A 24385-nucleotide genomic window follows, 5' to 3' on the forward strand; every position below is an offset into this window, starting at 1 on the left:
AAAGTGCACATCGCGGGCGTCGGCCACTCGAAGGATCAGGGCCGGAACGCGCTGGTACCCTGGCGGTGGCTGCTGACCCCGCGCGGGAGAGTCCTCCGGAGAGAAGTCCGGAGGCGCCGAAGGAGCAAATCCTCCCCGGAATCTCTCAGGCCCACGTACCGCGCGGACGAGGTCACTCTGGAAAGCAGGACAGGGGGGCGTGCGGGCATGTGCCTGTGCGCGCACCCTTTCCTCACCGACGGTGAAAGCCGGGACGCCCCCACGCGCCCCGGTGAAGCTCTCAGGTTGAGATGACAGAGGGGGAGGCCGTCCGGGCACCCGCGCCGTGGTGCCCCTCGCAGGTCGTGCTGACCAGGAGGCCTCCGTAATGACCGCCAACCGCATGCCGCTCACCGAGCTCGAGCGTGGCATCCCCTTCGAGCAGCGTCACATCGGGCCCGACGCCGAGGCCCAGGCGAAGATGCTCGCGCAGGTCGGCTACGGCTCGCTCGACGAGCTCACCGCCGCTGCGGTGCCGGACGTGATCAAGAGCGCCGAGGCGCTGGGTCTGCCCGGCGCCCGCACCGAGGCCGAGGTCCTGGCCGAGCTGCGCTCCCTCGCCGACCGCAACAAGGTCCTGGCCCCGATGATCGGCCTGGGCTACTACGGCACGTTCACCCCGCCGGTGATCCTGCGCAACGTCATGGAGAACCCGGCCTGGTACACGGCGTACACGCCGTACCAGCCGGAGATCTCGCAGGGCCGCCTGGAGGCGCTCCTCAACTTCCAGACCGTCGTCGCCGACCTCACCGGGCTGCCGACCTCCGGCGCCTCCCTGCTCGACGAGGGCACCGCCGCCGCCGAGGCGCTGGCGCTCTCCCGCCGCGTCGGCAAGGTCAAGGGCGGGGTCTTCCTCGTCGACGCCGACACGCTGCCGCAGACCGTCGCCGTCATAGAGACGCGCGCCGAGCCGACCGGTGTCGAGGTCGTCGTCGCCGACCTGAGCCACGGCATCCCGGCCGAGGTCGCCGAGCGCGGTGTCTTCGGTGTGCTGCTCCAGTACCCGGGCGCCTCCGGCCAGGTCCGCGACCTCAAGCCCGTCATCGACGAGGCCCACGAGCTGGGCGCGATCGTCACCGTCGCCGCCGACCTGCTCGCCCTGACCCTGCTGACCTCACCCGGCGAGCTCGGCGCGGACATCGCGGTGGGCACCACCCAGCGCTTCGGCGTCCCGATGGGCTTCGGCGGCCCGCACGCCGGCTACATGGCGGTCCAGGAGAAGTTCGCCCGCAGCCTGCCCGGCCGCCTGGTCGGCGTCTCCGTGGACGCGGACGGCAACAGGGCGTACCGCCTGGCCCTGCAGACCCGTGAGCAGCACATCCGCCGCGAGAAGGCCACCAGCAACATCTGTACGGCGCAGGTCCTGCTCGCCGTCATGGCGGGCATGTACGCGGTCTACCACGGCCCGGAGGGCCTGCGGCAGATCGCCCGCCGCACCCACCGGTACGCGGTGATCCTCGCCGAGGGGCTGCGCGCCGCCGGTGTGGAGGTCGTGCACGGCGCGTACTTCGACACGCTGACCGTCAAGGTCCCCGGCAAGGCCGCCGAGGCCGTCGCCGCCGCCCGTGACGGCGGGGTCAACCTGCACCTGGTCGACGCCGACACCGTCTCGATCGCCTGCGACGAGACCACCGACCGCGACCGCCTCGCCGCCGTCTGGGCCGCCTTCGGCGCCGAGGGCGACGTCGAGGCGCTGGACGCCGCGGCCGCGGACACGCTGCCGGGCGCGCTGCTGCGCACCGACGACGTGCTGACCCACCCGGTCTTCCACCAGCACCGCTCCGAGACCGCGATGCTGCGCTACCTGCGCAAGCTCGCCGACCGCGACTACGCGCTTGACCGCGGCATGATCCCGCTCGGCTCCTGCACCATGAAGCTGAACGCGACCACCGAGATGGAGCCGGTCACCTGGCCCGAGTTCGGCCAGATGCACCCCTTCGCGCCGGTCGAGCAGGCCGGGGGCTACCTCACGCTCATCCGCGAGCTGGAGGAGCGCCTCGCCGAGGTCACCGGGTACGACGCGGTGTCGATCCAGCCCAACGCCGGTTCGCAGGGCGAGCTCGCGGGTCTGCTCGCGGTGCGCGCCTACCACCGGGCCAACGGCGACGAGCAGCGCACGGTCTGCCTCATCCCGTCCTCCGCGCACGGCACCAACGCCGCCAGCGCAGTGATGGCCGGCATGAAGGTCGTCGTGGTGAAGACCGCCGACGACGGCGAGGTCGACATCGCCGACCTGCGCGCCAAGATCGAGCAGTACCGCGACGAGCTCTCGGTGCTGATGATCACCTACCCGTCCACGCACGGTGTGTTCGAGGAGCACGTCGCGGACATCTGCGGCGAGGTGCACGACGCGGGCGGCCAGGTCTACGTCGACGGCGCCAACCTCAACGCCCTGGTGGGCCTGGCCAAGCCGGGCAAGTTCGGCGGCGACGTCTCGCACCTCAACCTGCACAAGACGTTCTGCATCCCGCACGGCGGCGGCGGCCCCGGCGTCGGCCCGGTCGGTGTGCGCGCGCACCTCGCGCCGTACCTGCCGAACCACCCGCTCCAGCCGTCGGCCGGTCCGGAGACGGGCGTCGGCCCGATCTCGGCCGCCCCGTGGGGCTCGGCGGGCATCCTGCCGATCTCGTGGGCGTACGTGCGTCTGATGGGTGGCGAGGGCCTCAAGCGCGCGACGCAGGTCGCGGTGCTCGCGGCCAACTACATCGCCAAGCGCCTGGAGCCGCACTACCCGGTGCTCTACACCGGCCCCAACAGCCTGGTCGCCCACGAGTGCATCGTGGACCTGCGCCCGCTGTCGAAGTCGACCGGCGTCAGCGTCGACGACATCGCCAAGCGCCTGATCGACTACGGCTTCCACGCGCCGACGATGTCGTTCCCGGTGGCCGGGACGCTGATGATCGAGCCGACCGAGAGCGAGGACCTGACCGAGCTCGACCGGTTCTGCGAGACGATGATCGCGATCCGCGCCGAGATCGAGAAGGTCGCCTCGGGCGAGTGGCCCGCCGACGACAACCCGCTCGCCAACGCCCCGCACACCGCGGCCGCGCTCGGCGGCGAGTGGAACCACGCGTACAGCCGCGAGGAGGCGGTCTTCCCGGCCGGGGTCTCGGCCGCCGACAAGTACTGGCCGCCGGTGCGCCGCATCGACGGTGCCTTCGGCGACCGCAACCTGGTCTGCTCCTGCCCGCCGCTGGACGAGTACGACAACTGATGTAGGGCCGTCTACGGCTGACATACGTCGGGGCCGGTGCGGGGTTTTCTCCCCGGGCCGGCCCCTTGTTGTGTCGTGCTGTTGAGCTGTCTCCGTGTCAGCGGCCGCGTCAGGCGGCCTTCGCCACCTGTCCGGCTGTCAGCGCCCGGTGCGGGGCGATGATCCGCCCGTCCGGCAGCAGCTCGCCGGTGTCCTCGAAGATGAGGACGCCGTTGCACAGCAGGCTCCAGCCCTGCTCCGGGTGGTGCGCCACGAGCTGCGCGGCCTCCCGGTCGGCGGAGTCGGCTGTCGGGCAGGCTGGCTGGTGCTGGCACATGGATGCGTTCTTTCGCTGGGTCGTAGTAGTGAGTGTCCTGCGGCTCGATGCGGTGTTCATGGCCGCCCCCCGTTGGTAAGTCGGTCGGTCCGCTCCCAGTGTTGCCCTACGGGCGTCAATCCGCAGGGATTTAGCGGCACCACTTCCTACTGCATATTGACGCATCACTCGTGCGGCCGGTTCAACTCAACTGCCCTGTCCCTTCGGGTGGTTCGTGGTGACCGTTACGGGCTAGCCCGTACGGAGGACGCGCATGGGGGCACGGCACAGCGCCCCGGGCCGAAGGGGGCTCCGGGGCGCTGTGGGCTCGTTCCTCCGGCGGGCGGCCGGGCGTCAGACCGGCTGGCTCAGCAGCGGCGCGGGGGTGAGCCGCAGGGTCATCACCGGCAGCAGCTCGGAGACCCGGTGCGGCCGGTGGGCGCAGATGCCGGGCGGGGCGGGCGCCAGCGGCACCAGCAGGTCGGCCGGGTCCAGGGCGCCGGAGGCGGGGTCGGCCGTGGTGTCGCGCCGCAGCCACAGGGTGAGCATGTACAGCTCCGGCACCGAGAGCAGCCGGGGCTCGAAGTCCATGGTGAGCGCCTCCGCCTGGCGCAGGGCGCGCTGGGTCGAGGCGAGGTAGGGACCTTCGAAGAAGTGGGAGAAGGCCCAGCCGTCCGGGGTGAGCATGGTGTCCGCGGCCGCGACCGCGCCCTCTCCGTCGCTGATGAGGAAGCGCCAGCCGGCCAGGCGGCTGCGCGGGGCGCGGGAGCTCGGGGTGATCCGGTCCAGCACGTGGACGGGGAGAGGGAGTTCGGGGGTCAGCGGGCCTTGCGCGGATCGCAGGGCGGGGGTGCGCGCCGCGCGGACGGCGGTGGGGGAACCGAGTGCCGCGAGGACGCTGCGCAGGGCGGGCGCGGGGGCCGGGGGAACATGCAGCGGCATGGTGGGTCGCCTCTCACTTCGGAGACACGTTGGTGCGTGGGCGGTGCGGACGGCGCTGTCTGCGGTGATACGGGGTCAGAGGGGGGCCGGGGGAAAGTGGCCGGGGCGCCAACTCTCTGCCTCGTTCGCGAAGTTTATACGACACGTGTTCAGGGCGTGTTTCGGCTAGCTCTCGCCCGTATTGCGGGCAAGTCGGATTCCGGTCCTTGTGATGCGGCATTCATCCCGATTCGAGAAACGGGGTACCGGACTGGCCTGGAAAGGTCCTGCGGCGGCGGTAGGCCGAAACCCGTCGGTGTTTTTCACGATTCCCGAAGCGGTGGTAACCGCAGGTTGCTGTATGCCGAATGCATGTGCCTGGGGCCGGTTCGTACCAGCTTACTATCCGGCTCCCCTCCATGGGGCGTTATGGATCAGCCAGCCTGGGCATTATCGACCGTGACGCACGCGGCCGGCCGGGCCGGCTGCCCATTCGAGGAGGGACGCTTCGATGGGTGAGAAGGTCGTGGCGGGCGAGTTCGACCTGTCCGATCGGCACGCGTACCGGCAGAAGCTCCAGCAGTGCCTGGAGGGGCTGGGGCGACTCCTGACCGAACGGAGGTTCGACCGTCCGAGGAATCTGATGGGCGTGGAGATCGAGCTGAATCTCGTGGGGCCCGACGGTATGCCGCGCATGATGAACGCGGAGGTTCTGGAGCGGATAGCGAGCAAGGATTTCCAGACCGAACTCGGGATGTTCAACCTGGAGGTGAATATCGCCCCGCACCGGCTCGGCGGCCGGGTTTTCGATCAGCTCTCCGAGGAGCTGCGGACCGGTCTCGGGTACGCCGAGCGCAAAGCGGGCGAGGTCGGTGCCGGGATCCTGATGATCGGAATTCTCCCGACGATCAGCCAGCAGGACCTGGTCTCCGCGAACCTTTCCAATTCCGATCGCTATGTGCTGCTCAACGATCAGATCGTGGCGGCCCGCGGCGAGGATTTCACCCTCGACATCGAGGGCGTCGAACGCCTCGTCTGCACTTCCGGCTCCATCACCCCGGAAGCCGCCTGCACCTCCGTACAGCTGCACCTCCAGGTCACCCCGGCCCGGTTCGCGGCGGTGTGGAACGCGGCGCAGGCCATCGCCGCCGTGCAGATCGCGGTGGGGGCCAACGCGCCCTTCCTGTTCGGCCGGGAGCTGTGGCGCGAGTCGCGGCCGCCGCTGTTCGAGCAGGCCACCGACACCCGGCCGCCGGAGCTGCGCGCCCAGGGCGTGCGCCCGCGCACCTGGTTCGGCGAGCGCTGGGTGACCTCCGCGTACGAGCTGTTCGAGGAGAACCTGCGCTACTTCCCGCCGCTGCTGCCCATCTGCGACGAGGAGGAGCCGCTGCGGGTGCTGTCCGCCGGCGGGGTGCCCACGCTCCAGGAACTCGTCCTGCACAACGGGACGATCTACCGCTGGAACCGCCCGGTGTACGGGATCGCCGACGGCGTGCCGCATCTGCGGGTGGAGAACCGGGTGCTGCCGGCCGGGCCCACCATCACCGACGTCATCGCCAACGCGGCCTTCTACTACGGGCTGGTGCGCTCGCTCGCCGAGGACAGCAGGCCGGTGTGGACCCGGCTGCCGTTCGCGGTGGCCGCGGCCAACTTCGAGACGGCGTGCCGCCAGGGCATCGACGCCGAGCTGCTGTGGCCGGTGCCGCGCCGGGCGGGCGGCGTCGCGCGCGTACCGGCCGTCAAGCTGGTCCGGGACGAACTGCTGCCGCTGGCCTACGCCGGGCTCGACGCGTGGGGGGTGGAGCCGGCCGACCGGGACCACTACCTCGGCGTCATCGAGGAGCGCTGCCGGCGCCGCGTCAACGGGGCCTCCTGGCAGGTCGACACGTACCACCGCGCCCTCGACGCCGGTCTGACCCGGGAGGCGGCGCTGGCGGCCACCACCCGGCGCTACCGCGATCTGATGCACGGCGGCGAGCCGGTCCACACCTGGCCGGTGGGCTTCCCGGCGCCGGGGTGAGGGGCGGGGCGCGGGCGGATGCCTCAGCCCGCCCGGCCGCCCTGACCCACCGTCATGACGGCCTTCAGGATCACCGCCTGGATCTCGGCCGGGTCGGTGACCTGGTACCCCGCGCCGCCGGTGGCCCTGGCGATCTCCCTGACCGCCTCCCCGTCCGCGTCCGGGCCGACCGCGATGGCGATCATCGGCACGGGCTTCGCCGGGTCGGCGAGCCTCTGGAGCTGGGTGACGAGCTCGCCGCGCGAGATGCTGCCCGGGTCCTCGTTGGCGCCGTCCGTGAGGATCACCAGCGCGTTGAACTTCCCCGGCCGGTAGCCCGCGGTGGCCTGCTTGTACGCGGCGAGCGTCGTGTCGTACAGACCGGTCGCCCCGTCCGGCACCGGCTGGAGCGCGCCGAAGGCGGCGGCCAGCCGGTCGCGCTGGGTGCGGCCGCCCTCGACCGGGTCGCCGAGGCGGGCGGTCGGCACCAGCTCGCGGTAGTCGCGCGAGCCGTCGAGGCGGGTGGCGAAGTCCCACAGGCCGATCTCGTCCTCGGGTGTGAACTGCGCAAGCGCCCGCAGCAGTGAGGCCTTGGTGACGTCCATCCGGGACCGGCCGCCGGCGCCGGGCGCGGGCGCGGCCATCGATCCCGAGGCGTCCACGACGGTGGTGAGCCGGGCGCTCTGCACGATGATCGTCCACATCCCGAGGGCTTCCTGGAGCTCCTTGGCCGAGGGCGCCTCGGCGGTGGACGTGGCGTAGGGCTGCGGCGCGGTGCCGCCCGCCTTCTTCACGGCCGCCTCGTCCACCTCGTCGCCGGGTGTGCGGAAGCCGCTCCGCGTGAGGGTCCGCCGGGACTCCGGCTCGCCGAGCAGGGTCAGGAACCGCATCGCGGCGCGGCTGCGGTCGGTGCTCAGCCGGCTCTCGCGGACGATCGTGTACGGGTAGTCGAGCAGCGGCGCCCCGTCCTTCGGGTAGAAGAGGTCGAGCCGCTGCCCCGCGCCCCGGCCGGTGTTGTACGCGTACGCCGCCTGCTCGGAGAGGACGACGGCCTGGTTGCGGCGCGGATTGCCGCTCTCGGTGCCGGAGCCGTCCCGGGCGAGGGTGTCGACGACCTGGGCGTCGGTGTCGGAGGCGCGCTGCGAGAGCAGCTTGGCCAGGGCTGCCGCCTTGGTGCCGCCGTCCGAGCCCTGGCGGGCCGTGGAGCGCCCGACGCTGCTCAGCGCGAGGAGGCCGACGGCCGAGCGGGCCGGGTCGGCCGTGCCCAGGCGCAGCGCGTCCGAGCGGGTGGCGGCCGCGGCGAGCTCGGCCCAGGTGTACGTCCTGGACGGCCAGCCAAGGGACTTGGCGGCGGGCGCCACCAGCGCGAGCGCGACCGGGGACGCGGCGACGTGGCCCGCCGTGGCGACCGGGACGCCGTCGCCGCCCTCCTTGGCGCGGTCCACCCACAGCGCCGAGTCCGGTATCCACACCGCGAAGTCGGGGTCGCGGCCCGCGCCGAGCGCGTCGGCCACCTTGTACGACTCGCGGGCGGTGACCCGGACGTCGATGCAGGAGCCGTCGGAGGTGACCTTGTCGGCGCGGGCCCGCTCGGCGACGGACCGGACGGCCGGGGCGACATCGGGGGAGGCGACGAGATCCAGCCGCACCGCGGAGTCCCGGCACGAGTTCCCGAAGGAGAGCAGTCCGCTGCCGGCCGCGACGGCCGCGCCGCCCGCCACGACGAGCACGAGCAGGGTGGCGACGACGACCGTACGGCGTCGGGCGGCGGCCGGGCGGCCCCGGGTTCCCTCGGTCGCGTGCGCGTCGGGCAAGCTGTGACGTCCCATGGCGGTGGTGCCCTCCTTGAATCCTGAACAAGGAAAAAAGGGGGACCGCACCATCGAAATGGCGCTCGCCCCCCGGCCTGTCGCGCGCGATCTTCGTACTTTCATTCGAGACCCTAGCGGGGCAGTGGTGGGCGTGGGACGGGTTCGGTCAACTGGAGGCAGGTGTGCAGGTGGAGGCGGGGCGTGTGGCTGATTCTCTTCCCGAACAGGGGGTGTCGCCGCGGATCTTCCGGTCCGAGACGGTGCTCGTGCTGGCCCTCTCGCTCGGCGCGAGCGGTGTGTCGGCGCTGATCAGCTTTGTCGGGTCGCTGACCAAGCCGGGTGGCCTCAAGGACCAGGCGGCGAAACTCAACACCTCGTACGCCCCCGGGCGGCCCTGGCTGGATCTGGCCTGGCAGCTCTTCGGCATCGCGACCGCGCTGGTGCCGGTGGCGCTCGTCGCGCACCTGCTGCTGCGGGAGGGGGCGGGCGGTCTGCGGGTGCTCGGCTTCGACCGCCGGCGGCCCTGGCCGGACCTCGGCAGGGGGGCGCTGATCGCGGCCGGGATCGGCAGCGCGGGGCTCGGGTTCTATCTGGTGGCAAGGGCGGCCGGGGGCAATCTGACGGTCGTCCCCGAGTCGCTGCCGGACGTCTGGTGGAAGTACCCGGTGCTCGTCCTGTCGGCGGTGCAGAACGCCGTACTGGAAGAGGTGATCGTCGTCGGGTATCTGCTGCGCCGGCTCGGCCAGTTGGGGTGGACCCCGCTGGCGGCGCTGGCGGCGAGCTCGGTCCTGCGCGGCTCCTACCACCTCTACCAGGGCATCGGCGGCTTCCTCGGCAACATGGCGATGGGCGTCGTGTTCGTCCTGCTCTACCGCCGCTGGCAGCGGGTCGGGCCGCTGGTGGTGGCCCATTCCCTGCTCGACATCGGGGCGTTCGTCGGGTACGCGCTGCTCGCGGGGAAGGTGAGCTGGCTGCCGACGGTCTGACAGTTGCCGCCGCGCACGCGCGCGTGGACGAGGTGTAAGGGGCGTACGGCTATTGCGTACGCCCCTTACGCATTCCACTGGTTCGGCTACGGCGCCGTCAGCAGCTCGCCCTCGATGACGGTGACCGCAGAACCGGTGAGCAGCGTGCGCTTGCCCCGCAGGGACGTGCGGACCAAGCCGGTCCGGGCGGAGGCCTGGAGGCCGGTCAGCTCGGTGCTGCCCAGGCGCGGCGACCAGAACGGCGCGAGCGCGGTGTGCGCGCTGCCCGTCACCGGGTCCTCGTCGATGCCGACGCCGGGGAAGAAGCCCCGCGAGACGAAGTCGTAGCCCAGGGAGGGGTCCTCGGCCGCGGCCGTGGCGATGATGCCGCGCTTTGAGTACGCGGCCAGCGCCTTGAAGTCGGGCGTCAGGGTCCGCACGGTCCGCTCGTCCGCCAGCTCGACGACCAGGTCGCCGATGAACTCGGAGGTGTCGTGGACGGACAGGGGTCGCGCCCCCAGCGCCTCGGGGACGCCGTCCGGGATCTCCACCTGGGTGAGCGGCGAGGTGGGGAAGTCGAGCGTGATCGACCCGTCCTCGTGCGCGGTCGCGGAGAGGATGCCGCACTGGGCCGCGAACCTGACCGTGCCGGTCGCGGCGCCGGTGGTGTGCAGCACATGGGCGGTGGCCAGAGTGGCATGCCCGCACATGCCGACCTCGGTGGCCGGGGTGAACCACCGCAGCGCCCAGTCGGCCTCGCCGCCGGGCGGCAGCGGGTGCGCGAAGGCGGTCTCGGAGAGGTTGACCTCCCGGGCGACGTCCTGCAGCCAGGCATCCTCCGGGAACGCGTCGAGGAGCAGGACCCCGGCAGGGTTTCCGGCGAACGGGCGGTCGGTGAAGGCATCGACGATTCGTATCTGCATGGGCAGGACGGTACGGGCCGGAGCAGGCCACCGGCCAAGGCCAATCCGGGTTTATTGGCCTCTTCGGTGGACCGGTCGGGTCCCGTTCCGTACGGCGCTCGGAAGAGGCTTGCCAGCCGAACAGTCCCGATATATCGTTGAAGCATCGCGACGGATCACCGATGGAAGGAGCGTTAGCGATGCGTTCACATGGACACGGACAGCACGGACCCGGCCATCGCGGTCGGGGCGACTTCGAGGGGCGGCGTGCCGCCTTCGGGCCCTTCGGTCCCGGCTTCGGCGGCGGACCGTTCGGGCCCGGCCGCGGCGGCCGGGGCGGTCCGCGGGGCAGGGCGCGGCGCGGGGACGTCCGCGCGTCGATCCTGGCCCTGCTGAAGGACCGGCCGATGCACGGTTACGAGATGATCCAGGAGATCGTCGAGCGCAGCGGCGGGGCCTGGAAGCCCAGCCCCGGCTCGGTCTACCCGACCCTCCAGATGATGGAGGACGAGGGCCTGATCACCAGTGAGAGCGAGGGCGGCAAGAAGCTGTTCACGCTCACCGACGCCGGGCGCACCGAGGCCGAATCGGGGTCCGAGGCCCCGTGGGAAGAGGCCGGGCGCGGGGTCGACTGGGAGAGCATGAACGAGATCCGCCAGGCCGGGTTCGGTCTGATGGAGGCGTTCGGCCAGGTCTGGAAGACCGGCACCGCCGAGCAGCGCCAGAAGGCGCTCGGGGTCATCAACGACGCCCGTAAGAAGCTGTATCTGATCCTGGCCGACGAGGACTGACCCCGTCGGCCGCCGAAAGCCCCGCGACCACCGGTCGCGGGGCTTTCCCGTGTGTGCGGGCCGGTCAGGCCACCAGGCCGCCGAGCTTGCGCAGCGACTCGTTCAGCGCGGCCGTCGCCGAGTCCTTGAGCTTGCCCGCCATCAGCGAGACGGCGGCGCCGGTGAACTCGCCCTCGATGCGGACCACCGTGGCGTCCCCGTCGGGCGTGAGCGTGTAGCGGTTGCCGACGCTCACCCCCATCGGGCCCTTGCCCTTGATGCCGAGCAGTCGGCCCGCCTCGAACTCCTCCACGGTCCAGGTGACTTCGGCGGGGAAGCCCATGAGCTTCATGTTCTCGGCATAGCTGGCGCCGAGCTCCAGCTTCTCGGGGCCGCCGTGCGGGAAGCCGGTGTGGGTGGCGTTCCACTCGCCGTACGCGGTGAAGTCCGTCAGCTGGGCCCAGACCTTCTCCGCCGGAGCCTCCAGGCGCGCCTGAGCGCTGACCTCGGCCATTGCGACCACCCCTTCACCTGAGGAACGCGAGTCGGGAACGTGGAATCGGGAACGTGTCGCGGAACGTAGCCGGGGTGTCGCGAACATTCAATACTGATGAACCGTCAGATCGTAGTGAGGTCACTGCCGGACCACCTTCAGATCCTGGCGTCGCTCACCGGTAACGCCCATATCTGCGCCGAGTCGAAGAGGTCGGACGCGCGCGGGCGCGACGACTCGTCGTGGCAGTGGAAGGCGGCCCAGAACAGATCGCCGCGCAGGGCGTCCCCCGGGGCGTACACGCGGTACACGTACTGCAGCCCGTCCTCGGCGAGCAGGGCGACCATCCAGCACATCGGGTCCCCTCCCGCGGTTGCCGGGGCGGCTGTGTCGTACGGGAGGGGACGTGTCCGACGGCGGTGTGGTTGCGCGCGGGGCGTACGGCCTGGCACCGCGCGCCCCCGAGACGTAAACCGCAGATCTCATCCATAAGGAGGAGAACCCGGTCATCCGTACCCACCCAACGTGGGATGCGGAATGCTTCCCGGCGGGGATGCCTCCGGGGTGTGTGTCCTGATGGGGTAGGAGGGTGCACCTCCCGATCCCGCGGGTCCCGGCCGTCCCGGCTCCGGTCCCCGCCGCCCCCGACCTCGAAGCCCGGCTCACCGACGAGATGGCTTCGGTGGTCGCGGGCGCCCGCAGGAGGGCGCTGCGCGACGGCGACCGGCAGATCGACACCGCCCATCTGCTGCACTCGCTGATGGAGACGGACCCGGAGGTGCGGGCCGCCTTCGACGGTGCGCCGCAGGTGGCGCGGGTGCTCGGCTACCTCGTCCAGCGCTCCATCGGGTACGGACTGCGCTGGCAGGGTTCGGTGGAGGACTCGGGGGCGCTGCCGCTGCTCACCCAGCCCGGCTGGTCGCCCGCCGCGGTCACCGCGATGGAGGGCGCCCTGACCCGGGCCGGCGCCCGCGGCGACATACAGGGCGGCGACATACAGGTAGGAGGCACCGACCTGCTCGCGGCGCTCGCGGCCGACCCGGAGTGCCGGGCCGTGGAGGTCCTCGACCACGCCGGGGTCGACGCCCGGGAGCTCGCGGCACGGCTCGTCGAGGCCCCGCCGTCTCGACAGGTGTCACAGGGGTGACGGTCCTGACTTCTCCTGTCATGATGTGCCGATGCAGGCGTCTCAGGGGAGGAACGTCGGCCTGGGACTGGCCCTGGCCTCGGCGTTCTCATTCGGTGGATCGGGTGTCGCGGCCAAGCCGCTGATCGAGGCGGGCCTGGACCCGCTGCACGTGGTGTGGCTGCGGGTGACGGGCGCCGCGCTCGTCATGCTGCCCGTGGCCTGGCGCCACCGGAGCCTGCTCGTACGCCGGCCCGCGCTGCTCGCCGGGTTCGGCCTGCTCGCCGTCGCCGGCGTCCAGGCCTGCTACTTCGCGGCGATATCCCGTATCCCGGTCGGCGTCGCCCTGCTCGTCGAATATCTGGCGCCCGCGCTGGTCCTCGGCTGGGTCCGGTTCGTCCAGCGCCGACCCGTGACCCGGGCGGCGGCCGTCGGCGTGGTGCTCGCCGTCGGCGGCCTCGCCTCCGTCGTCGAGATCTGGTCCGGGCTGAGCTTCGACGTCCTCGGCCTGGTGCTGGCCCTCGGCGCCGCCTGCTGCCAGGTCGGCTACTTCGTCCTGTCCGACCAGGGCGGCGACACGGACGACGCGCCCGACCCGATCGGCGTCATCGCGTACGGCCTGCTGATCGGATCCGTCCTGCTCACGCTCGTCGCCCGCCCCTGGGGGATGGACTGGTCGGTGCTCGGTGGCAGCGCCGACATGAACGGCACGGACGTGCCCGCGGCCCTGCTGCTCGGCTGGATCGTGCTGATCGCGACCGTGATCGCGTACGTCACCGGGGTGATCTCGGTGCGCAAGCTGTCGCCGCAGGTGGCCGGGGTGGTCGCCTGTCTGGAGGCGGTCATCGCGACCGTCCTGGCCTGGGTGCTGCTCGGCGAGCACCTCTCCGCGCCGCAGATCGCGGGCGGCGCGGTGGTCCTGGTCGGCGCCTTCATCGCGCAGTCCTCGGCGCCGAAGGAGCCGTCCGGGCCGGTGGCGGGCGGGGACGGACTTCCCCCGCAGAGCCAGGAGAGGCCCGCGCCCGAAAGCGAGTTGTCGGCCGGTCGGGCCGCCCCGTAGGGTGACGATCATGCATTCGACCGTTCTGCCGCCTCCCGCCGCGTAAGCGCGGGCGGCCGCACCCCAGACGAAGACCGGGCTCGGGCAGTCCCCGAGCGGCTCGTCGCTGCCCGCGTACTCCAGGCATGCGACCTTTCCCGTCTTCCTCTTCGGAGTACGTACGTGTCGAACGCTTCCTCTTCCTCCGGCCTGCCCGTCGGGCGCGGCCTGCTCTATCTCGTCTTCGCCGGTGTCGCCTGGGGCACCGCGGGCGGCGCGGCCGCGCTGGTCTTCGACGCCAGCGACCTCGGCCCGCTCGCCCTCTCCTTCTGGCGCTGCGTCGGCGGGCTCGTCCTGCTGCTCGCCGCCCGCGCGCTGCGGCGCCCGGTGCGCAGGCGCGCCGAGCCGCTCGCCAGGCGGCTGCTGCGGATCCTCGGCAACGGCGTGGGCCTCGCGGTCTTCCAGAGCGCCTACTTCGCCGCCGTCGCCTCGACCGGCCTGGCCGTGGCGACCGTGGTCACGCTCGGCGCCGGGCCCGTGCTCATCGCCGTCGGCGCCCGGCTCACCCTGGGCGAGCGGATCGGCGGCGCCGGGCTGACCGCCGTGGGCGGTGCGCTCGCCGGGCTCGCGGTCCTGGTCCTCGGCAACGGCGGCGGCGCGGTCCGCCCCGCCGGGGTGCTGCTCGCGCTGCTCTCGGCGGCCGGGTACGCGGGGATCACGCTGCTCACCCGCCGTCTCGGCCGGGACGGCGCGGCCGCCGACCCCTCCACCACCACGGCCTGGGCGTTCGCCATCGCCTCGGTCCTGCTGCTGCCGCTCGCGGGCGCGGAAGGCCTGGTGCCGCACACCGTCGAGCCGGTGCGGGTGGCCGTGCTGCTGCTGTACGTGGCGGCGGTGCCCACGGCGCTGGCCTACGCGCTCTACTTCGCGGGCGCGGCCGTCGTCCGGTCCGCCACCGTCTCCGTGATCATGCTCCTGGAGCCGGTGAGTGCTGCGCTGCTCGCGGTGGCGGTGCTGGGTGAGCGGCTGAGCGCGGCCACGGTCGCCGGAACTCTGTTGTTGCTGGTCGCGGTGGTCGGCCTTGCCGGTGCCGAGGCGCGGCTCGCCGCGAGGGCCCGGGCCGCAGTGGTCACCCCCTGATCGTCGGCCTTCGGCCTGACTCGTCCTCAAACGCCGGACGGGCTTGATGTGCCACGCCCGTCCGGCGTTTCCCGTGCGACGCGTCGCTCACAGCGCCGCGAGGTACTCCGGCAGCTCCACCGACGGGTCCAGGTCGTCGGCCGGGATCGGCGTCCCGTATCCCCGGACGACCGGGAGCACGCCGGTCCAGTGCGGCAGGGCGCTGTCCTCGGGCTCGTCGTTGGGGCCGCCGGTGCGCACCTTCGCCGACACCTCGTTGAGGTCGAGGCGGATCACGGCGGTCGCGGCGAGCTCCTTGGCGTTGGCCTGCCGCGAGTCGTAGGAGCGGCCGGGCACCACCTGGTCGACCAGCGCGTCCAGAGCGGTGCGCCGCTCCTCGGGGTCGGTGACCTCGTACGCGATGCCGTGCACCACGACCGAGCGGTAGTTGATCGAGTGGTGGAAGGCCGAGCGGGCAAGGACCAGGCCGTCGACGTGGGTGACGGTGAGGCAGACCGCGAGGCCGGGGTCGGCCTTGCCGGTCATGCGCAGCGGCCGCGAACCCGTCGAGCCGTGCACGTACAGCCGCTCGCCGATCCGTCCGTACAGCGTCGGCAGCACGACCGGGGCGCCGTCGCGGACGAAGCCGAGGTGGCAGACGTACCCCTCGTCGAGTATCCCGTGCACCAGCTCGCGGTCGTACGACGCCCGCTCGCGCGAGCGGGTCGGCACGGTGCGCCCGGTGGGCTCGTAGGCAGCGGTGTCGGGCATTTGCGTTCTCCATTGCACTAGTGCATAGTTCTGTTTGTGCTAGGAGAGTATCGGATCGTGGGGCGTCGCGCATCGGAGATCGCGGCCGACGTGGAGCGCGCGGTGGGTGCCGGGGAGCTGGAGCCGGGGCAACCGCTGCCGCCGCTGCGGGAGTTGGCGACCGAGCTTGGGGTGAATCCCAATACGGTCGCGGCCGCCTACCGGCTGCTGCGGGACCGGGGCGTCATCGAGACCGGCGGCCGCCGGGGCAGCCGGGTGCGCCCGCGCCCCGCCAGCACCGCCCGCGACGCCCAGCGCATCGACGTGCCCGTCGGCGTGCGCAACGTCTCCGACGGCAACCCCGACCCGGCCCTGCTGCCGCCGCTCGGCGACGCGCTCGCGGCCGCCGCCCGCGACCACGCCGAGCGGCCCACGCTCTACGGGCAGGACCCGGTGGACCCGGAGCTGGCGCGGCTGGCCCGCGCGGCCCTGGACGCCGACGGGGTGCCGCCGGGCCCGGTCGGCGTCTTCTCCGGCTCGCTCGACGCGATCGAGCGGGTGCTCGCCGCGCATCTGCGGCCCGGCGACGCCGTCGCCATCGAGGACCCGGGCTGGGGCGCCCTGCTCGACCTCGTTCCGGCGCTCGGGCTGCGGCCGGTGCCGGTGGCGCTCGACGACGAGGGGCCGCTGCCCGGGGCGGTCGAGAGCGCGCTCGCCGCGGGCGCCAAGGCGCTCGTCGTCACCTGCCGCGCGCAGAACCCGACCGGCGCGGCCGTGAGCGCGGCCCGCGCCCGCGCGCTGCGCGAGGCGCTGTCCGCGCATCCCTCGGTCCTGCTGATCGAGGACGACCACGGCCACGGCATGGTCGACGTCCCGCTCTCCCCGCTCTCGCGGACCACCGAACACTGGGCGTTCGTACGGTCGGTGGCCAAGGCGTACGGCCCCGACCTGCGGCTCGCCGTGCTCACCGGGGACGCGGTGACCCTCGACCGGGTGCGCGGGCGCCAGCGGCTCGGCCCCGGCTGGGTCAGCCGGCTGCTCCAGCGGACCGTCGTGCACCTGTGGACCTCGGACGTCCTGGACCCGGCGGCCGTGGCCCGCTCCTACGGCGAGCGCCGCGACACCCTGGTGCGCGCGCTGCGCTCGCGGGGCGTCGCGGCGCACGGCCGCAGCGGATTCAGCGTGTGGGTGCCGGTGCCCGACGAGACGGCGGCGGTGGCGCGGCTGCTGCACGCCGGATGGGCGGTGGCGCCGGGCGCGCGCTTCCGGATGGCGGCCCCGCCCGGGATCCGCCTCACCGTCTCCACGCTCGCCCCGGCCGACATCGGCCCCGCCGCCGACGCGGTGGCGGCGGCCACGGGATCGGCGCCGGGGCGGCGGTATGACTAGCCGGTACGGCTGAGCTCCGCTGGGGGGGGGTCGGTCGGCTGCGGGCCGTCTGTGGCTGGTCGCGCAGTTCCCCGCGCCCCTGAGGGGCGCGGTGTTGTAGCGGACCGCCACAAGTCCGCCTGGTCGCGGCCGGCTACCGCCGCTTCACCCTCGGGCGGCTCTGTGTCAGGGCCGCGCCCGCGAGGACGATCGCCGCGCCGACCGGGGTGTTCCAGCTCAGGCTCTCGCCGAGGAGCAGCACCCCGGCGGCGGTGGCGATGACCGGGATGAAGTACGTGACCATCTGCGCGGTCGTCGGGCCCACCTCGTTGACCAGGCCGTACTGGACGAGCACCGCGAAGCCCGTGCCGAGGGCGCCGAGCGCGGCGACGGCGAGCAGCGGGACGACCGGGAACGAGGTCGGGAAGCCCGCGAACACCGGGGTGACCAGGGCGAGTTGAACGGTCGCCAGGCCCAGCTGGGAGCCGATCAGCGACAGGTTGGAGTGGCCGCTGCCCGCCAGCGTACGGCGGACGTAGATCCAGCCGACCGGGTAGCAGAGCGAGGCGAGCAGGGCCATCGCCGTGCCCGTCAGATCCAGGCCGCGGAAGCCCTGCCAGGCGCCCAGGACCGTGAGCACCCCGAGGAAGCCGAGGCCCAGGCCCGCCACCCGGCGCCGGGTCGGCCGGTCCTCCGAGAGCGCGACCAGCGAGAGCGCCATGCCCCACAGCGGGGAGGTCGCGTTGCAGATCCCGGCGAGGGTGGAGGGGATCGTCAGCTCGGAGTAGGCGAAGAGCGAGAACGGCAGCGCGTTCAGGAGCAGTGCGGCCACCGTCAGATGGAGCCAGGTGCGGGCGCCGCGCGGCAGCCGCTCCCGCTTCACGGCCATGGCGACGGCGAGCACCGCCGTACCGAAGAAGAGCCGTCCGAAGGTGACCTGGAACGGGGCGTAGCCGTCCGTGCCCACCTTGATCAGGAGAAAGCTGAACCCCCAGACCAGCGAGAGCACCGCGAACCGGACGCGCCAGTCGAGAGCCGGGCGGCGGGTGGCGGGGGACGGCGACGGGGCCGTGGTCGACGGGGACCGGGGTGGGGTGACGGTGCTCATGGCGGCAAGCCTGGTCTGTTCAATCTCGTAGCACAAGCGAGAAAAAGTGGAGAGGTTCGGTTAGCATCGCTTACATGTTGAACTTGGAGCGCCTGCGGACCCTCGACGCGGTGGCCCGTCACGGCTCGGTGGGTGGCGCCGCCGACAATCTGCACGTCACGACCTCGGCCGTGTCCCAGCAGCTCGCGAAGCTGGAACGGGAGGCGGGGCAGCCGCTGCTCGCCAAGAACGGACGGGGCGTGCGCCTCACCGACGCGGGCCGGCTGCTCGCCGAGCACGCCGCGCGGATCCTCTCCCAGGTGCAGGTCGCCCAGGCCGATCTGGAGGCCCAGCGCGGCCGGGTCGTGGGCGAGCTGCGGATCGCGGGCTTCGCCACCGCCGCGCGCGGGCTGTTCCCGGCGGCGCTCACGGCGCTGCGCGCCGACCATCCTCAACTGGCCGTTCGTTCGGATGAGTTGGAGGCGGAGGACTCTGTACGGGGTGTGCTGCTGGGGGACCTTGACCTGGCGGTCGTCCTCGACTGGTACAACAAGCCGCTGCCGCTGCCCGAAGGGCTGGCGAAGCGGTCGATCCTCGACGACCTGGCGGATGTGGCGATGCCGGTGGGGCACCGGCTCGCGGGGCGCTCGGCCGTGGACCTGGAGGAGTTCGCCTCGGACGAGTGGGTCACCTGGCCCGAGGGCGAGTTCTGCCACGAGTGGCTGATGTTCACGCTGCGGGGGAAGGGGGTCGAGCCGCGGATCGGGCATGTGGCGCGTGAGCACGCTACGCAGCTCGCGCTCGTGTCGGCCGGGTTGGGGGTGAGTGTCGCGCCTCGGCTGGGGCGGGGGCCGGTTCCTGAGGGGGTGCGGGTGGTGCCGGTGCGGGGGGCTATGCGGCGGCATGTGTACGCGGTGTGGCGGGTCGATGCGGATCGGCGGCCGTCCATTCGGGCTGCGGTGGAGGCGTTGGCCTCGGCCGGCCTGGATGTGGCCGGGTGAGGTTCCCCGCCCCGCCCCTTCCCTAAAGCCCTGGGCGGGCGGCCGGGTGGGGAGTTAGCGCCGTTGCCGGGGGCTTTGCCCCCGGACCCCCTTTCGGGGCTGCGCCCCGGACTTGTGTTCGTCTGCGGGCCGTTTGTGGCTGGGCGCGCAGTTCCCCGCGCCCCTTAGGGAGCTCCGCTCCTCTAAGCGTCGTTGGTGGGCTTCAGCTTTCTGAAGTCCCACGACACGATCTTCTCCGGTGTCAGGCGCAGCCACCCATGGCGGCCGTCGTGGATCATTTCCTTCAGGCCGAAGTTCTTGCTCGCGAACTGGCGCTCAGGGGCTTCCAGTTCGGCGCACGGCTCGCCCGTGCGGGGTGTTTCGCCGATCGGGAACGCCTTGCCCCGGAGCTCTACGCCGCGCAGCTCCCCGTACGACTCTCCCGCGTCCACCACCACCGCGATCCTGGGGTCCTTGAGCAGCTGCGACCAGCGCAGGCTGCGGGTGATCGAGTACAGCCACAGAGCGGATCCGTCCCAGACGTACCAGAGTGCGCCCACGTGCGGGTGGCCGTCGGGGGACACCGTGGCCACCCGGCAGGTGCGCTGCTCCGCCAGGAACGCGTCCCGTTCGGCGTCCGTCATCATGATCCGGCGGCCCCGGCGCTGGGTTGCGGTCATCGGACGGCTCCTCCGGTGAGTCGACCCCGTTAACTGACTGGGTGTCAGGAATCATGGCGCGCCCTTCCCCCCTCGCGCAATGCCCATTAGCCTCCCGCGCCATGGCGACGAACGAACGACTGAACGAACGGCTGGCCGAGCAACTGGACCCCGCCTCCACCGTGCTGATGACCGTGGAGTGCCAGCAGGGAGTCGTCGGCCTCGACAGCGCGCTGCCCGAACTCGCCAAGGTGGCGCGGTCGTCGGGTGCCCTCCACAACATCGCCCGGCTCGTCGCCGCCGCGCACGAGACGGGCGTCCAGGTCCTGCACGCGGTGGCCGAGCGGCGGCCGGACGGGCGCGGCGCGTCCCGCAACGCCCGGCTGTTCCGGGCCGCCGAACGCCTGCCCGTGCAGCAGTACTCCGGCACCACGGCGGTACGGATCGTCGACGGGATCGACGTGGCGGACGAGGACCTCGTGGTCCGCAGGCTGCACGGCCTCTCGCCGATCGCGGGGACGGACGTCGACCCGCTGCTGCGCAACCTCGGCTGCCGCACTCTGATCGTCAGCGGTGTCTCGGCGAACGTGGCGATCCCGAACGCCGTGTTCGACGCCGTCAACCTCGGCTACACCGCCGTGGTGCCCGCGGACGCCGTCGCGGGGGTGCCCGCCGAGTACACCCCCGCGATGATCCGCAACACGCTGGCCCTCGTCGCCACCGTCGCCACGACCGATGACATCGTCGCCTGTCTCAAGGGGCCGCGTCGGGCCGGGCGCACCTGACCCCGCTTGTTACGCCAGCTTGATCGCGTCTCCCTCCACCTTGATCGTCTTCGCGGGCAGCGGCCTCGGCGCCGGGCCGCCGGTGACCTTGCCCGTGGCCGCGTCGTACTTGCTGCCGTGGCAGGGGCAGTTGATGGTGCCGCCGACGACGTCCTTCACCGTGCAGCCCTGGTGGGTGCAGGTGGCCGAGAACGCCTTGAAGGTGCCCGCCGTCGGCTGGGTCACCACCACGCCCTGGTCGGGGAAGACCTTGCCGCCGCCCTGCGGGATGTCGGCGGTCTTCGCCAGCACCCCGCCGCCCCCTCCGGCCGTGCCGCCCGTTCCTCCCGTACCCCCGTCACCGGAGGACTTGGCGGCGTCGCCGGACTTGTCCGAGTCGCCGCAGGCGGCGAGCGCGGCCGCGAGCCCGGCGCCGCCGACCGCCGCGACGACGGTACGGCGGGCCGGGCCCGGCTCGGACGGAAGAGCTTGGGTGCTCATACTGGCTTTCCCTTCACCTTGCTACACGGGGGCTGCGTGAAGGGATACGGCCCGGCGCCGCCGTTTGTTCAGACGTTCAAGGATTTCTTCAGGAAGTCGAGATTGAGCCACAGCAGGGTGTCGGCCACACCCTCCTTGGTGACCAAGTGGCTCTCGCCCACCAGCGGAAGCACACTGTGCAGCTTGCCCGCCGCGAGCAGCGCCTGTGAGAACCGCAGCATGTGTGCGGGCACCACATTGTCGTCCGCCATCCCGTGGACGAGCATCAGCGGCCGGGTCAGCTTGTGGGCGTGCGCGACCAGCGAACAGCGCTCGTAGTTCTCCGGCTGCACGTCCGGGTGGCCGAGGTACCGCTCCTTCCAGTGGGTGTCGTAGAGCGTGAGGTCGGTCGGGGCCGCGCCCGCCACGGCCGCGTGGAACACATCGGGCCGGTGCAGCACGGCGGCCGCCGCCAGATACCCGCCGAACGACCAGCCCCGGATGCCCACCCGGTCCGTGTCCAGATCGGGGTAGCGCTCGGCGGCCGCCCGCACCGCGTCGGCCTGGTCCTCCAGGACCGGGGTCAACTGGTCGCCGTGGACGGAGGTGCGCCACGCCTCGCCGCGCCCCGGAGTGCCGCGCCCGTCGACGGACAGCACCGCGAACCCCTGCTCGGCGAACCACTGGTTCACCGCGTGGTGCCAGGAGCCGGCCCGTACGACGGTCTGGAGGCCCGGGCCCGCGTACGAGTGCACGACGACCGGCAGCCGGGCCGCGCCCTCGCGGTGCCAGGAGGGCAGATAGAGCGCGGTGCGCAGCTCGCGCTCGCCCAGCGACAGGAACACCGGCCTCGGCGTCACCACCGGCCGCTCGGTCAGCACGCCGATCCGGCCCGTCGGCTTGCCGTCGCGCAGGACGGTGACGGTGTGCTCGTGCAGGGTGCGGCTGTCGAGGACGAGGGTGTCGCCGCCGAGGGCCGCCGTGTGCACGCCGGGCTCCTCGGTGACGCGGGTGAAGCCGGACCCGGGTGCGTACGCCCAGACATGCGTCTCGGTCGGCTCGTCGCTCGCCGTGAAGTAGACCGTGTCACCGGCCGAGCCGAGTATCGCGCGCACTTCCAGACCGGCGGGAAGCCCGTCCGGGAGGGCGGCCCCGGTACGGTCGAGCGCCGTCGCCCCCGGCATGAACTCCAGCCAATGGTCGTCATGGTGACGATCTGTCACCTCCGTCTCCCCGCTCGCCGGGTCGACGGCGAGGCGGTACGCGGTGCGCTGGTCCCGGGTCTGGACGGTGGCGAACGGGCCCGCCCCGTCCCAGCCGCCCTCCACCAGGTATGCGAAGGCCGGGTCGGTCCAGGCGCCGCCCGGGTGCGACTCAGGGTCCGCCGACCGGGGCAGCCGCACCGGGACCCGTCCGCCGTCGACGCGCACGACGGCCAGCGACACCTCCGCGTTGGGCGTGCCCGCCGCCGGGTACGGCAGCACGCGCGGGGCCTTCGCCGGGTCCGACGGATCGCTCAGGTACCACCGCTGGACCGGCGAGTTGTCCACGCGGACCACCAGGAGCGCGGAGCCGTCCGGGGACCACCAGGAGCTGCGGGCGCGGCCGATGGACTCGGCCGAGACGTGGTCGGAAAGGCCGTAGGACACCTCCGGGCCCTCCGGCGCGGCCAGTTGGCGCCCGCCCGTGCCGTCGGCGCGTACGACGTGCAGGGCGCGCCCGGTCACGTACGAGACGAGCGTGCCGTCGGGGGAGAGGCGCGGGTCGACGGCCGGGCCCGCCGTCGGGATCCGGCGCGGGGCGCTCCCGTCCGTCCCGGCCAGCCAGAGCGCGCCGGAGACGGCGAAGACGACCGTGCGGACGGCCGCGTCGGTGGCGTACCCGACGATGCCGCCGCTCGTCTCGCGCGCCCGCTCGCGGCGGATGAGCTCCGCCTCGGGCACCTCGCCCTCCTCGCCGAGCGCGAGCGCGAGCGGGTCGACGAGGACGCGCTCCTCGCCGTCCTCGAACAGCCACAGCGAGCTGAGCGGGGAGCGCCCGTCGGCGCTGCGGACGAACAGCACCCGCTCGCCGTCGGGGGAGACCGTGAGGCCGCGGGGCGCGCCGAGCGAGAAGCGCCTGGTGCGGGCGAACTGGAGGGGCAGGTCCTCGGCGGCCGGGGCCTGGGCGGTCTTCTCTTCTGAGGGCATGGCGAAGCGTCCCTTTCAGGGGTTCATCGGGCGGTTGAGTGATCGAACAGTCGCATCCGTCCCAGTAGCCTGGACAGATGCTTAATGAAGTGACAGCGACCCGCTATGTCACGCCTTTGCGTGAGGGCGGCTCGCTCCCGGGGATCGTCGAGGCCGACGATCTCGGTACGTACGTCATGAAGTTCACCGGCGCCGGGCAGGGTCGCAAGACCCTGGTGGCGGAGGTGATCTGCGGGGAGCTCGCCAGACGGCTCGCTCTGCGCGTCCCCGAACTGGTCACCATTCAGCTCGACCCCGTCATCGGGCTCTCGGAGCCGGACCAGGAGGTGCAGGAGCTGCTGAAGGCGAGCGGCGGGCTGAATCTCGGAATGGACTACTTGCCCGGTTCGATCGGGTTCGACCCGCTCGCCTACCAGGTGAGCTCGGCGGAGGCGGGCAAGGTCGTCTGGTTCGACGCGTTGATCAACAACGTCGACCGTTCGTGGCGGAACCCTAACATGCTCGTCTGGCACGGTGATCTCTGGCTCATCGACCACGGCGCCACGATGATCTGGCACCACAACTGGCCGGGCGCGCAGGCCTCGGCCGCCAAGCCTTACAACGCCTCGGACCACGCGCTCGCCCCGTTCGGGCCCGATGTGGCCGCCGCGGCCGCCGAGTTGGCGCCGCTGGTGACCGAGGAGCTGCTGACCGAGGTCACCGCGCTGGTGCCCGACGAGTGGCTGGTGGACGAGCCCGGCTTCGACACGACGGACGCGCTGCGCCGGGCGTACGTGGCGCCGCTGCTCGCCCGCGCCGCCGACATCCACGAGCGGATCACGCTGGACGCGCCCGCCAAGGCCGCTCCCTCGCAGGCCCCCGGCTGGCTCACCGACCACCTCAAGCCCTGGCCGCACCCCACCAAGGACAGCAAGGCCGGCCAGCCCGGCGAGAAGGACGGCAAGTGAGCGACCGCGACGTCTTCGAGTACGCGCTGCTGCGCGTGGTGCCGCGCGTCGAGCGCGGGGAGTGCTTCAACGCCGGAGTGCTGGTCTACTGCCGGGCCAAGTCGTTCGTCGCGGCCCGTACGCATCTGGACGAGGCCAAGCTGAGGGCGCTCGACCCGCACGCGGACGTCATCGGGGTGCGGGCGGCGCTGCGGGCCGTCGAGGGGGTCTGCGGCGGCGGCGAGGCGGCCGGGCAGGCGGCGGGCGACGACGCCGGGCGCCGCTTCCGCTGGCTGATCGCACCGCGCTCGACGGTGGTGCAGCCGGGGCCGGTGCACACCGGGCTCACCGCGGATCCGGCGGCGGAGACCGAGCGGCTGCTCGACCTGCTGGTCCGCTGAGGGCGCGCCGGGCGGGTGTGACCTTCGCCGGGGGATCCGTGGGCCGTTGACACCGGGTGCCAGGGCTTCTAGCGTCTCGTCTGCTGAA

At 72.5% G+C, this 24385-nt stretch carries 23 protein-coding genes and 1 riboswitch; of the genes, 12 read left to right on the plus strand and 11 right to left on the minus strand.

Annotated elements, in window-relative coordinates; genetic code table 11:
• The first annotated feature begins 73 nt into the window (after positions 1 to 73).
• Positions 74 to 171: riboswitch (glycine riboswitch) on the plus strand.
• A 196-nt stretch (positions 172 to 367) separates the two neighbouring features.
• A complete protein-coding gene (gene gcvP / locus QIY60_RS25145; protein ID WP_283144445.1) occupies positions 368 to 3253 on the plus strand; it encodes an aminomethyl-transferring glycine dehydrogenase in 2886 nt (961 codons plus the stop codon).
• Between the two features lie 109 nt (positions 3254 to 3362).
• Here the strand turns inward: gcvP and QIY60_RS25150 are convergent, their stop codons facing one another.
• Positions 3363 to 3569, minus strand: coding sequence for a DUF5999 family protein (locus tag QIY60_RS25150; RefSeq protein ID WP_067155431.1), 207 nt, complete (start codon positions 3567 to 3569; stop codon positions 3363 to 3365).
• A gap of 333 nt (positions 3570 to 3902) precedes the next feature.
• Positions 3903 to 4490, minus strand: coding sequence for a hypothetical protein (locus QIY60_RS25155; RefSeq protein WP_283144446.1), 588 nt, complete (start codon positions 4488 to 4490; stop codon positions 3903 to 3905).
• Positions 4491 to 4980: 490 nt separating this feature from the next.
• On the opposite strand from QIY60_RS25155, the gene QIY60_RS25160 reads away from it, so the two are divergent.
• A complete protein-coding gene (locus QIY60_RS25160; protein WP_283144447.1) occupies positions 4981 to 6489 on the plus strand; it encodes a glutamate-cysteine ligase family protein in 1509 nt (502 codons plus the stop codon).
• A 23-nt stretch (positions 6490 to 6512) separates the two neighbouring features.
• Here QIY60_RS25160 and QIY60_RS25165 read toward each other — a convergent pair whose 3' ends face one another.
• Positions 6513 to 8297, minus strand: a complete 1785-nt coding sequence (locus QIY60_RS25165; protein ID WP_283144448.1) for a substrate-binding domain-containing protein — start codon at positions 8295 to 8297, stop codon at positions 6513 to 6515.
• 164 nt (positions 8298 to 8461) lie between these two features.
• On the opposite strand from QIY60_RS25165, the gene QIY60_RS25170 reads away from it, so the two are divergent.
• Positions 8462 to 9265 carry a CPBP family intramembrane glutamic endopeptidase gene (locus QIY60_RS25170; RefSeq protein ID WP_283144449.1) on the plus strand — a complete coding sequence of 268 codons (804 nt, stop codon included), beginning with the start codon at positions 8462 to 8464 and terminating at the stop codon, positions 9263 to 9265.
• A gap of 86 nt (positions 9266 to 9351) precedes the next feature.
• On the opposite strand, the gene QIY60_RS25175 is transcribed toward QIY60_RS25170, so the two are convergent.
• Positions 9352 to 10167, minus strand: coding sequence for a PhzF family phenazine biosynthesis protein (locus tag QIY60_RS25175; RefSeq protein WP_283144450.1), 816 nt, complete (start codon positions 10165 to 10167; stop codon positions 9352 to 9354).
• Positions 10168 to 10346: 179 nt separating this feature from the next.
• On the opposite strand from QIY60_RS25175, the gene QIY60_RS25180 reads away from it, so the two are divergent.
• Positions 10347 to 10937 carry a PadR family transcriptional regulator gene (locus tag QIY60_RS25180; protein WP_190094438.1) on the plus strand — a complete coding sequence of 197 codons (591 nt, stop codon included), beginning with the start codon at positions 10347 to 10349 and terminating at the stop codon, positions 10935 to 10937.
• A gap of 64 nt (positions 10938 to 11001) precedes the next feature.
• Here QIY60_RS25180 and QIY60_RS25185 read toward each other — a convergent pair whose 3' ends face one another.
• Positions 11002 to 11430 (minus strand): SRPBCC family protein, encoded by a 429-nt coding sequence (locus QIY60_RS25185; RefSeq protein WP_283144451.1) that lies wholly within the window; start codon positions 11428 to 11430, stop codon positions 11002 to 11004.
• Positions 11431 to 11567: 137 nt separating this feature from the next.
• On the minus strand, positions 11568 to 11765 hold the full coding sequence (locus QIY60_RS25190) for a hypothetical protein (RefSeq protein ID WP_283144452.1): 198 nt from the start codon (positions 11763 to 11765) through the stop codon (positions 11568 to 11570).
• Positions 11766 to 12082: 317 nt separating this feature from the next.
• Here QIY60_RS25190 and QIY60_RS25195 point away from each other — a divergent pair, with 317 nt between their 5' ends.
• From QIY60_RS25195 to QIY60_RS25205, 3 genes are all read left to right on the plus strand, one after another.
• Positions 12083 to 12556 (plus strand): Clp protease N-terminal domain-containing protein, encoded by a 474-nt coding sequence (locus QIY60_RS25195; RefSeq protein ID WP_283146065.1) that lies wholly within the window; start codon positions 12083 to 12085, stop codon positions 12554 to 12556.
• Between the two features lie 31 nt (positions 12557 to 12587).
• Complete coding sequence (locus QIY60_RS25200; protein ID WP_283144453.1) at positions 12588 to 13595, plus strand: EamA family transporter; 1008 nt, start codon at positions 12588 to 12590, stop codon at positions 13593 to 13595.
• 162 nt (positions 13596 to 13757) lie between these two features.
• Positions 13758 to 14714 carry an EamA family transporter gene (locus QIY60_RS25205; protein ID WP_283144454.1) on the plus strand — a complete coding sequence of 319 codons (957 nt, stop codon included), beginning with the start codon at positions 13758 to 13760 and terminating at the stop codon, positions 14712 to 14714.
• 87 nt (positions 14715 to 14801) lie between these two features.
• On the opposite strand, the gene QIY60_RS25210 is transcribed toward QIY60_RS25205, so the two are convergent.
• Positions 14802 to 15464, minus strand: a complete 663-nt coding sequence (locus QIY60_RS25210; RefSeq protein WP_283144455.1) for a pyridoxamine 5'-phosphate oxidase family protein — start codon at positions 15462 to 15464, stop codon at positions 14802 to 14804.
• A gap of 36 nt (positions 15465 to 15500) precedes the next feature.
• Here QIY60_RS25210 and QIY60_RS25215 point away from each other — a divergent pair, with 36 nt between their 5' ends.
• The gene (locus QIY60_RS25215; RefSeq protein ID WP_283144456.1) at positions 15501 to 16832 is read left to right on the plus strand and encodes an aminotransferase class I/II-fold pyridoxal phosphate-dependent enzyme; all 1332 of its coding nucleotides are present in this window, start codon (positions 15501 to 15503) and stop codon (positions 16830 to 16832) included.
• A gap of 133 nt (positions 16833 to 16965) precedes the next feature.
• Here the strand turns inward: QIY60_RS25215 and QIY60_RS25220 are convergent, their stop codons facing one another.
• Positions 16966 to 17919 carry a DMT family transporter gene (locus tag QIY60_RS25220; RefSeq protein ID WP_283144457.1) on the minus strand — a complete coding sequence of 318 codons (954 nt, stop codon included), beginning with the start codon at positions 17917 to 17919 and terminating at the stop codon, positions 16966 to 16968.
• Between the two features lie 74 nt (positions 17920 to 17993).
• Here QIY60_RS25220 and QIY60_RS25225 point away from each other — a divergent pair, with 74 nt between their 5' ends.
• Positions 17994 to 18899, plus strand: a complete 906-nt coding sequence (locus QIY60_RS25225) for a LysR family transcriptional regulator (protein WP_283144458.1) — start codon at positions 17994 to 17996, stop codon at positions 18897 to 18899.
• Positions 18900 to 19081: 182 nt separating this feature from the next.
• Here QIY60_RS25225 and QIY60_RS25230 read toward each other — a convergent pair whose 3' ends face one another.
• Positions 19082 to 19558 (minus strand): pyridoxamine 5'-phosphate oxidase family protein, encoded by a 477-nt coding sequence (locus QIY60_RS25230; RefSeq protein ID WP_283144459.1) that lies wholly within the window; start codon positions 19556 to 19558, stop codon positions 19082 to 19084.
• 101 nt (positions 19559 to 19659) lie between these two features.
• Between QIY60_RS25230 and QIY60_RS25235 the strand changes: the two genes are divergently transcribed.
• Entirely contained in the window at positions 19660 to 20322 is a 663-nt protein-coding gene (locus QIY60_RS25235) for a cysteine hydrolase (protein WP_283144460.1), read from the plus strand.
• A gap of 9 nt (positions 20323 to 20331) precedes the next feature.
• On the opposite strand, the gene QIY60_RS25240 is transcribed toward QIY60_RS25235, so the two are convergent.
• Entirely contained in the window at positions 20332 to 20802 is a 471-nt protein-coding gene (locus tag QIY60_RS25240) for a Rieske (2Fe-2S) protein (protein WP_283144461.1), read from the minus strand.
• A 68-nt stretch (positions 20803 to 20870) separates the two neighbouring features.
• Entirely contained in the window at positions 20871 to 22970 is a 2100-nt protein-coding gene (locus tag QIY60_RS25245; protein WP_283144462.1) for a prolyl oligopeptidase family serine peptidase, read from the minus strand.
• 77 nt (positions 22971 to 23047) lie between these two features.
• Between QIY60_RS25245 and QIY60_RS25250 the strand changes: the two genes are divergently transcribed.
• Both QIY60_RS25250 and QIY60_RS25255 read left to right on the plus strand, forming a co-directional pair.
• Complete coding sequence (locus QIY60_RS25250) at positions 23048 to 23917, plus strand: HipA family kinase (RefSeq protein WP_283144463.1); 870 nt, start codon at positions 23048 to 23050, stop codon at positions 23915 to 23917.
• Complete coding sequence (locus QIY60_RS25255) at positions 23914 to 24297, plus strand: DUF3037 domain-containing protein (RefSeq protein ID WP_283144464.1); 384 nt, start codon at positions 23914 to 23916, stop codon at positions 24295 to 24297. Before QIY60_RS25250 ends, QIY60_RS25255 begins: the two co-directional genes overlap by 4 nt.
• Positions 24298 to 24385 lie beyond the last annotated feature (88 nt).

Source organism: Streptomyces sp. BPTC-684 (assembly GCF_030028635.1).
Taxonomy (GTDB): domain Bacteria; phylum Actinomycetota; class Actinomycetes; order Streptomycetales; family Streptomycetaceae; genus Streptomyces; species Streptomyces noboritoensis.

Bases quoted from the DNA above. Each gene is read 5' to 3' on its own strand.
- QIY60_RS25160 (WP_283144447.1), top strand. From the start codon at position 4,981: ATGGGTGAGAAGGTCGTGGCGGGCGAGTTCGACCTGTCCGATCGGCAC.
- QIY60_RS25180 (WP_190094438.1), top strand. From the start codon at position 10,347: ATGCGTTCACATGGACACGGACAGCACGGACCCGGCCATCGCGGTCGG.
- QIY60_RS25245 (WP_283144462.1), bottom strand. From the start codon at position 22,970: ATGCCCTCAGAAGAGAAGACCGCCCAGGCCCCGGCCGCCGAGGACCTG.
- QIY60_RS25195 (WP_283146065.1), top strand. From the start codon at position 12,083: ATGGCTTCGGTGGTCGCGGGCGCCCGCAGGAGGGCGCTGCGCGACGGC.
- QIY60_RS25165 (WP_283144448.1), bottom strand. From the start codon at position 8,297: ATGGGACGTCACAGCTTGCCCGACGCGCACGCGACCGAGGGAACCCGG.
- QIY60_RS25230 (WP_283144459.1), bottom strand. From the start codon at position 19,558: ATGACCGCAACCCAGCGCCGGGGCCGCCGGATCATGATGACGGACGCC.
- QIY60_RS25150 (WP_067155431.1), bottom strand. From the start codon at position 3,569: ATGTGCCAGCACCAGCCAGCCTGCCCGACAGCCGACTCCGCCGACCGG.
- QIY60_RS25240 (WP_283144461.1), bottom strand. From the start codon at position 20,802: ATGAGCACCCAAGCTCTTCCGTCCGAGCCGGGCCCGGCCCGCCGTACC.
- QIY60_RS25250 (WP_283144463.1), top strand. From the start codon at position 23,048: ATGCTTAATGAAGTGACAGCGACCCGCTATGTCACGCCTTTGCGTGAG.
- QIY60_RS25190 (WP_283144452.1), bottom strand. From the start codon at position 11,765: ATGTGCTGGATGGTCGCCCTGCTCGCCGAGGACGGGCTGCAGTACGTG.
- QIY60_RS25210 (WP_283144455.1), bottom strand. From the start codon at position 15,464: ATGCCCGACACCGCTGCCTACGAGCCCACCGGGCGCACCGTGCCGACC.
- QIY60_RS25155 (WP_283144446.1), bottom strand. From the start codon at position 4,490: ATGCCGCTGCATGTTCCCCCGGCCCCCGCGCCCGCCCTGCGCAGCGTC.
- gcvP (WP_283144445.1), top strand. From the start codon at position 368: ATGACCGCCAACCGCATGCCGCTCACCGAGCTCGAGCGTGGCATCCCC.
- QIY60_RS25200 (WP_283144453.1), top strand. From the start codon at position 12,588: ATGCAGGCGTCTCAGGGGAGGAACGTCGGCCTGGGACTGGCCCTGGCC.
- QIY60_RS25235 (WP_283144460.1), top strand. From the start codon at position 19,660: ATGGCGACGAACGAACGACTGAACGAACGGCTGGCCGAGCAACTGGAC.
- QIY60_RS25220 (WP_283144457.1), bottom strand. From the start codon at position 17,919: ATGAGCACCGTCACCCCACCCCGGTCCCCGTCGACCACGGCCCCGTCG.
- QIY60_RS25185 (WP_283144451.1), bottom strand. From the start codon at position 11,430: ATGGCCGAGGTCAGCGCTCAGGCGCGCCTGGAGGCTCCGGCGGAGAAG.
- QIY60_RS25225 (WP_283144458.1), top strand. From the start codon at position 17,994: ATGTTGAACTTGGAGCGCCTGCGGACCCTCGACGCGGTGGCCCGTCAC.
- QIY60_RS25175 (WP_283144450.1), bottom strand. From the start codon at position 10,167: ATGCAGATACGAATCGTCGATGCCTTCACCGACCGCCCGTTCGCCGGA.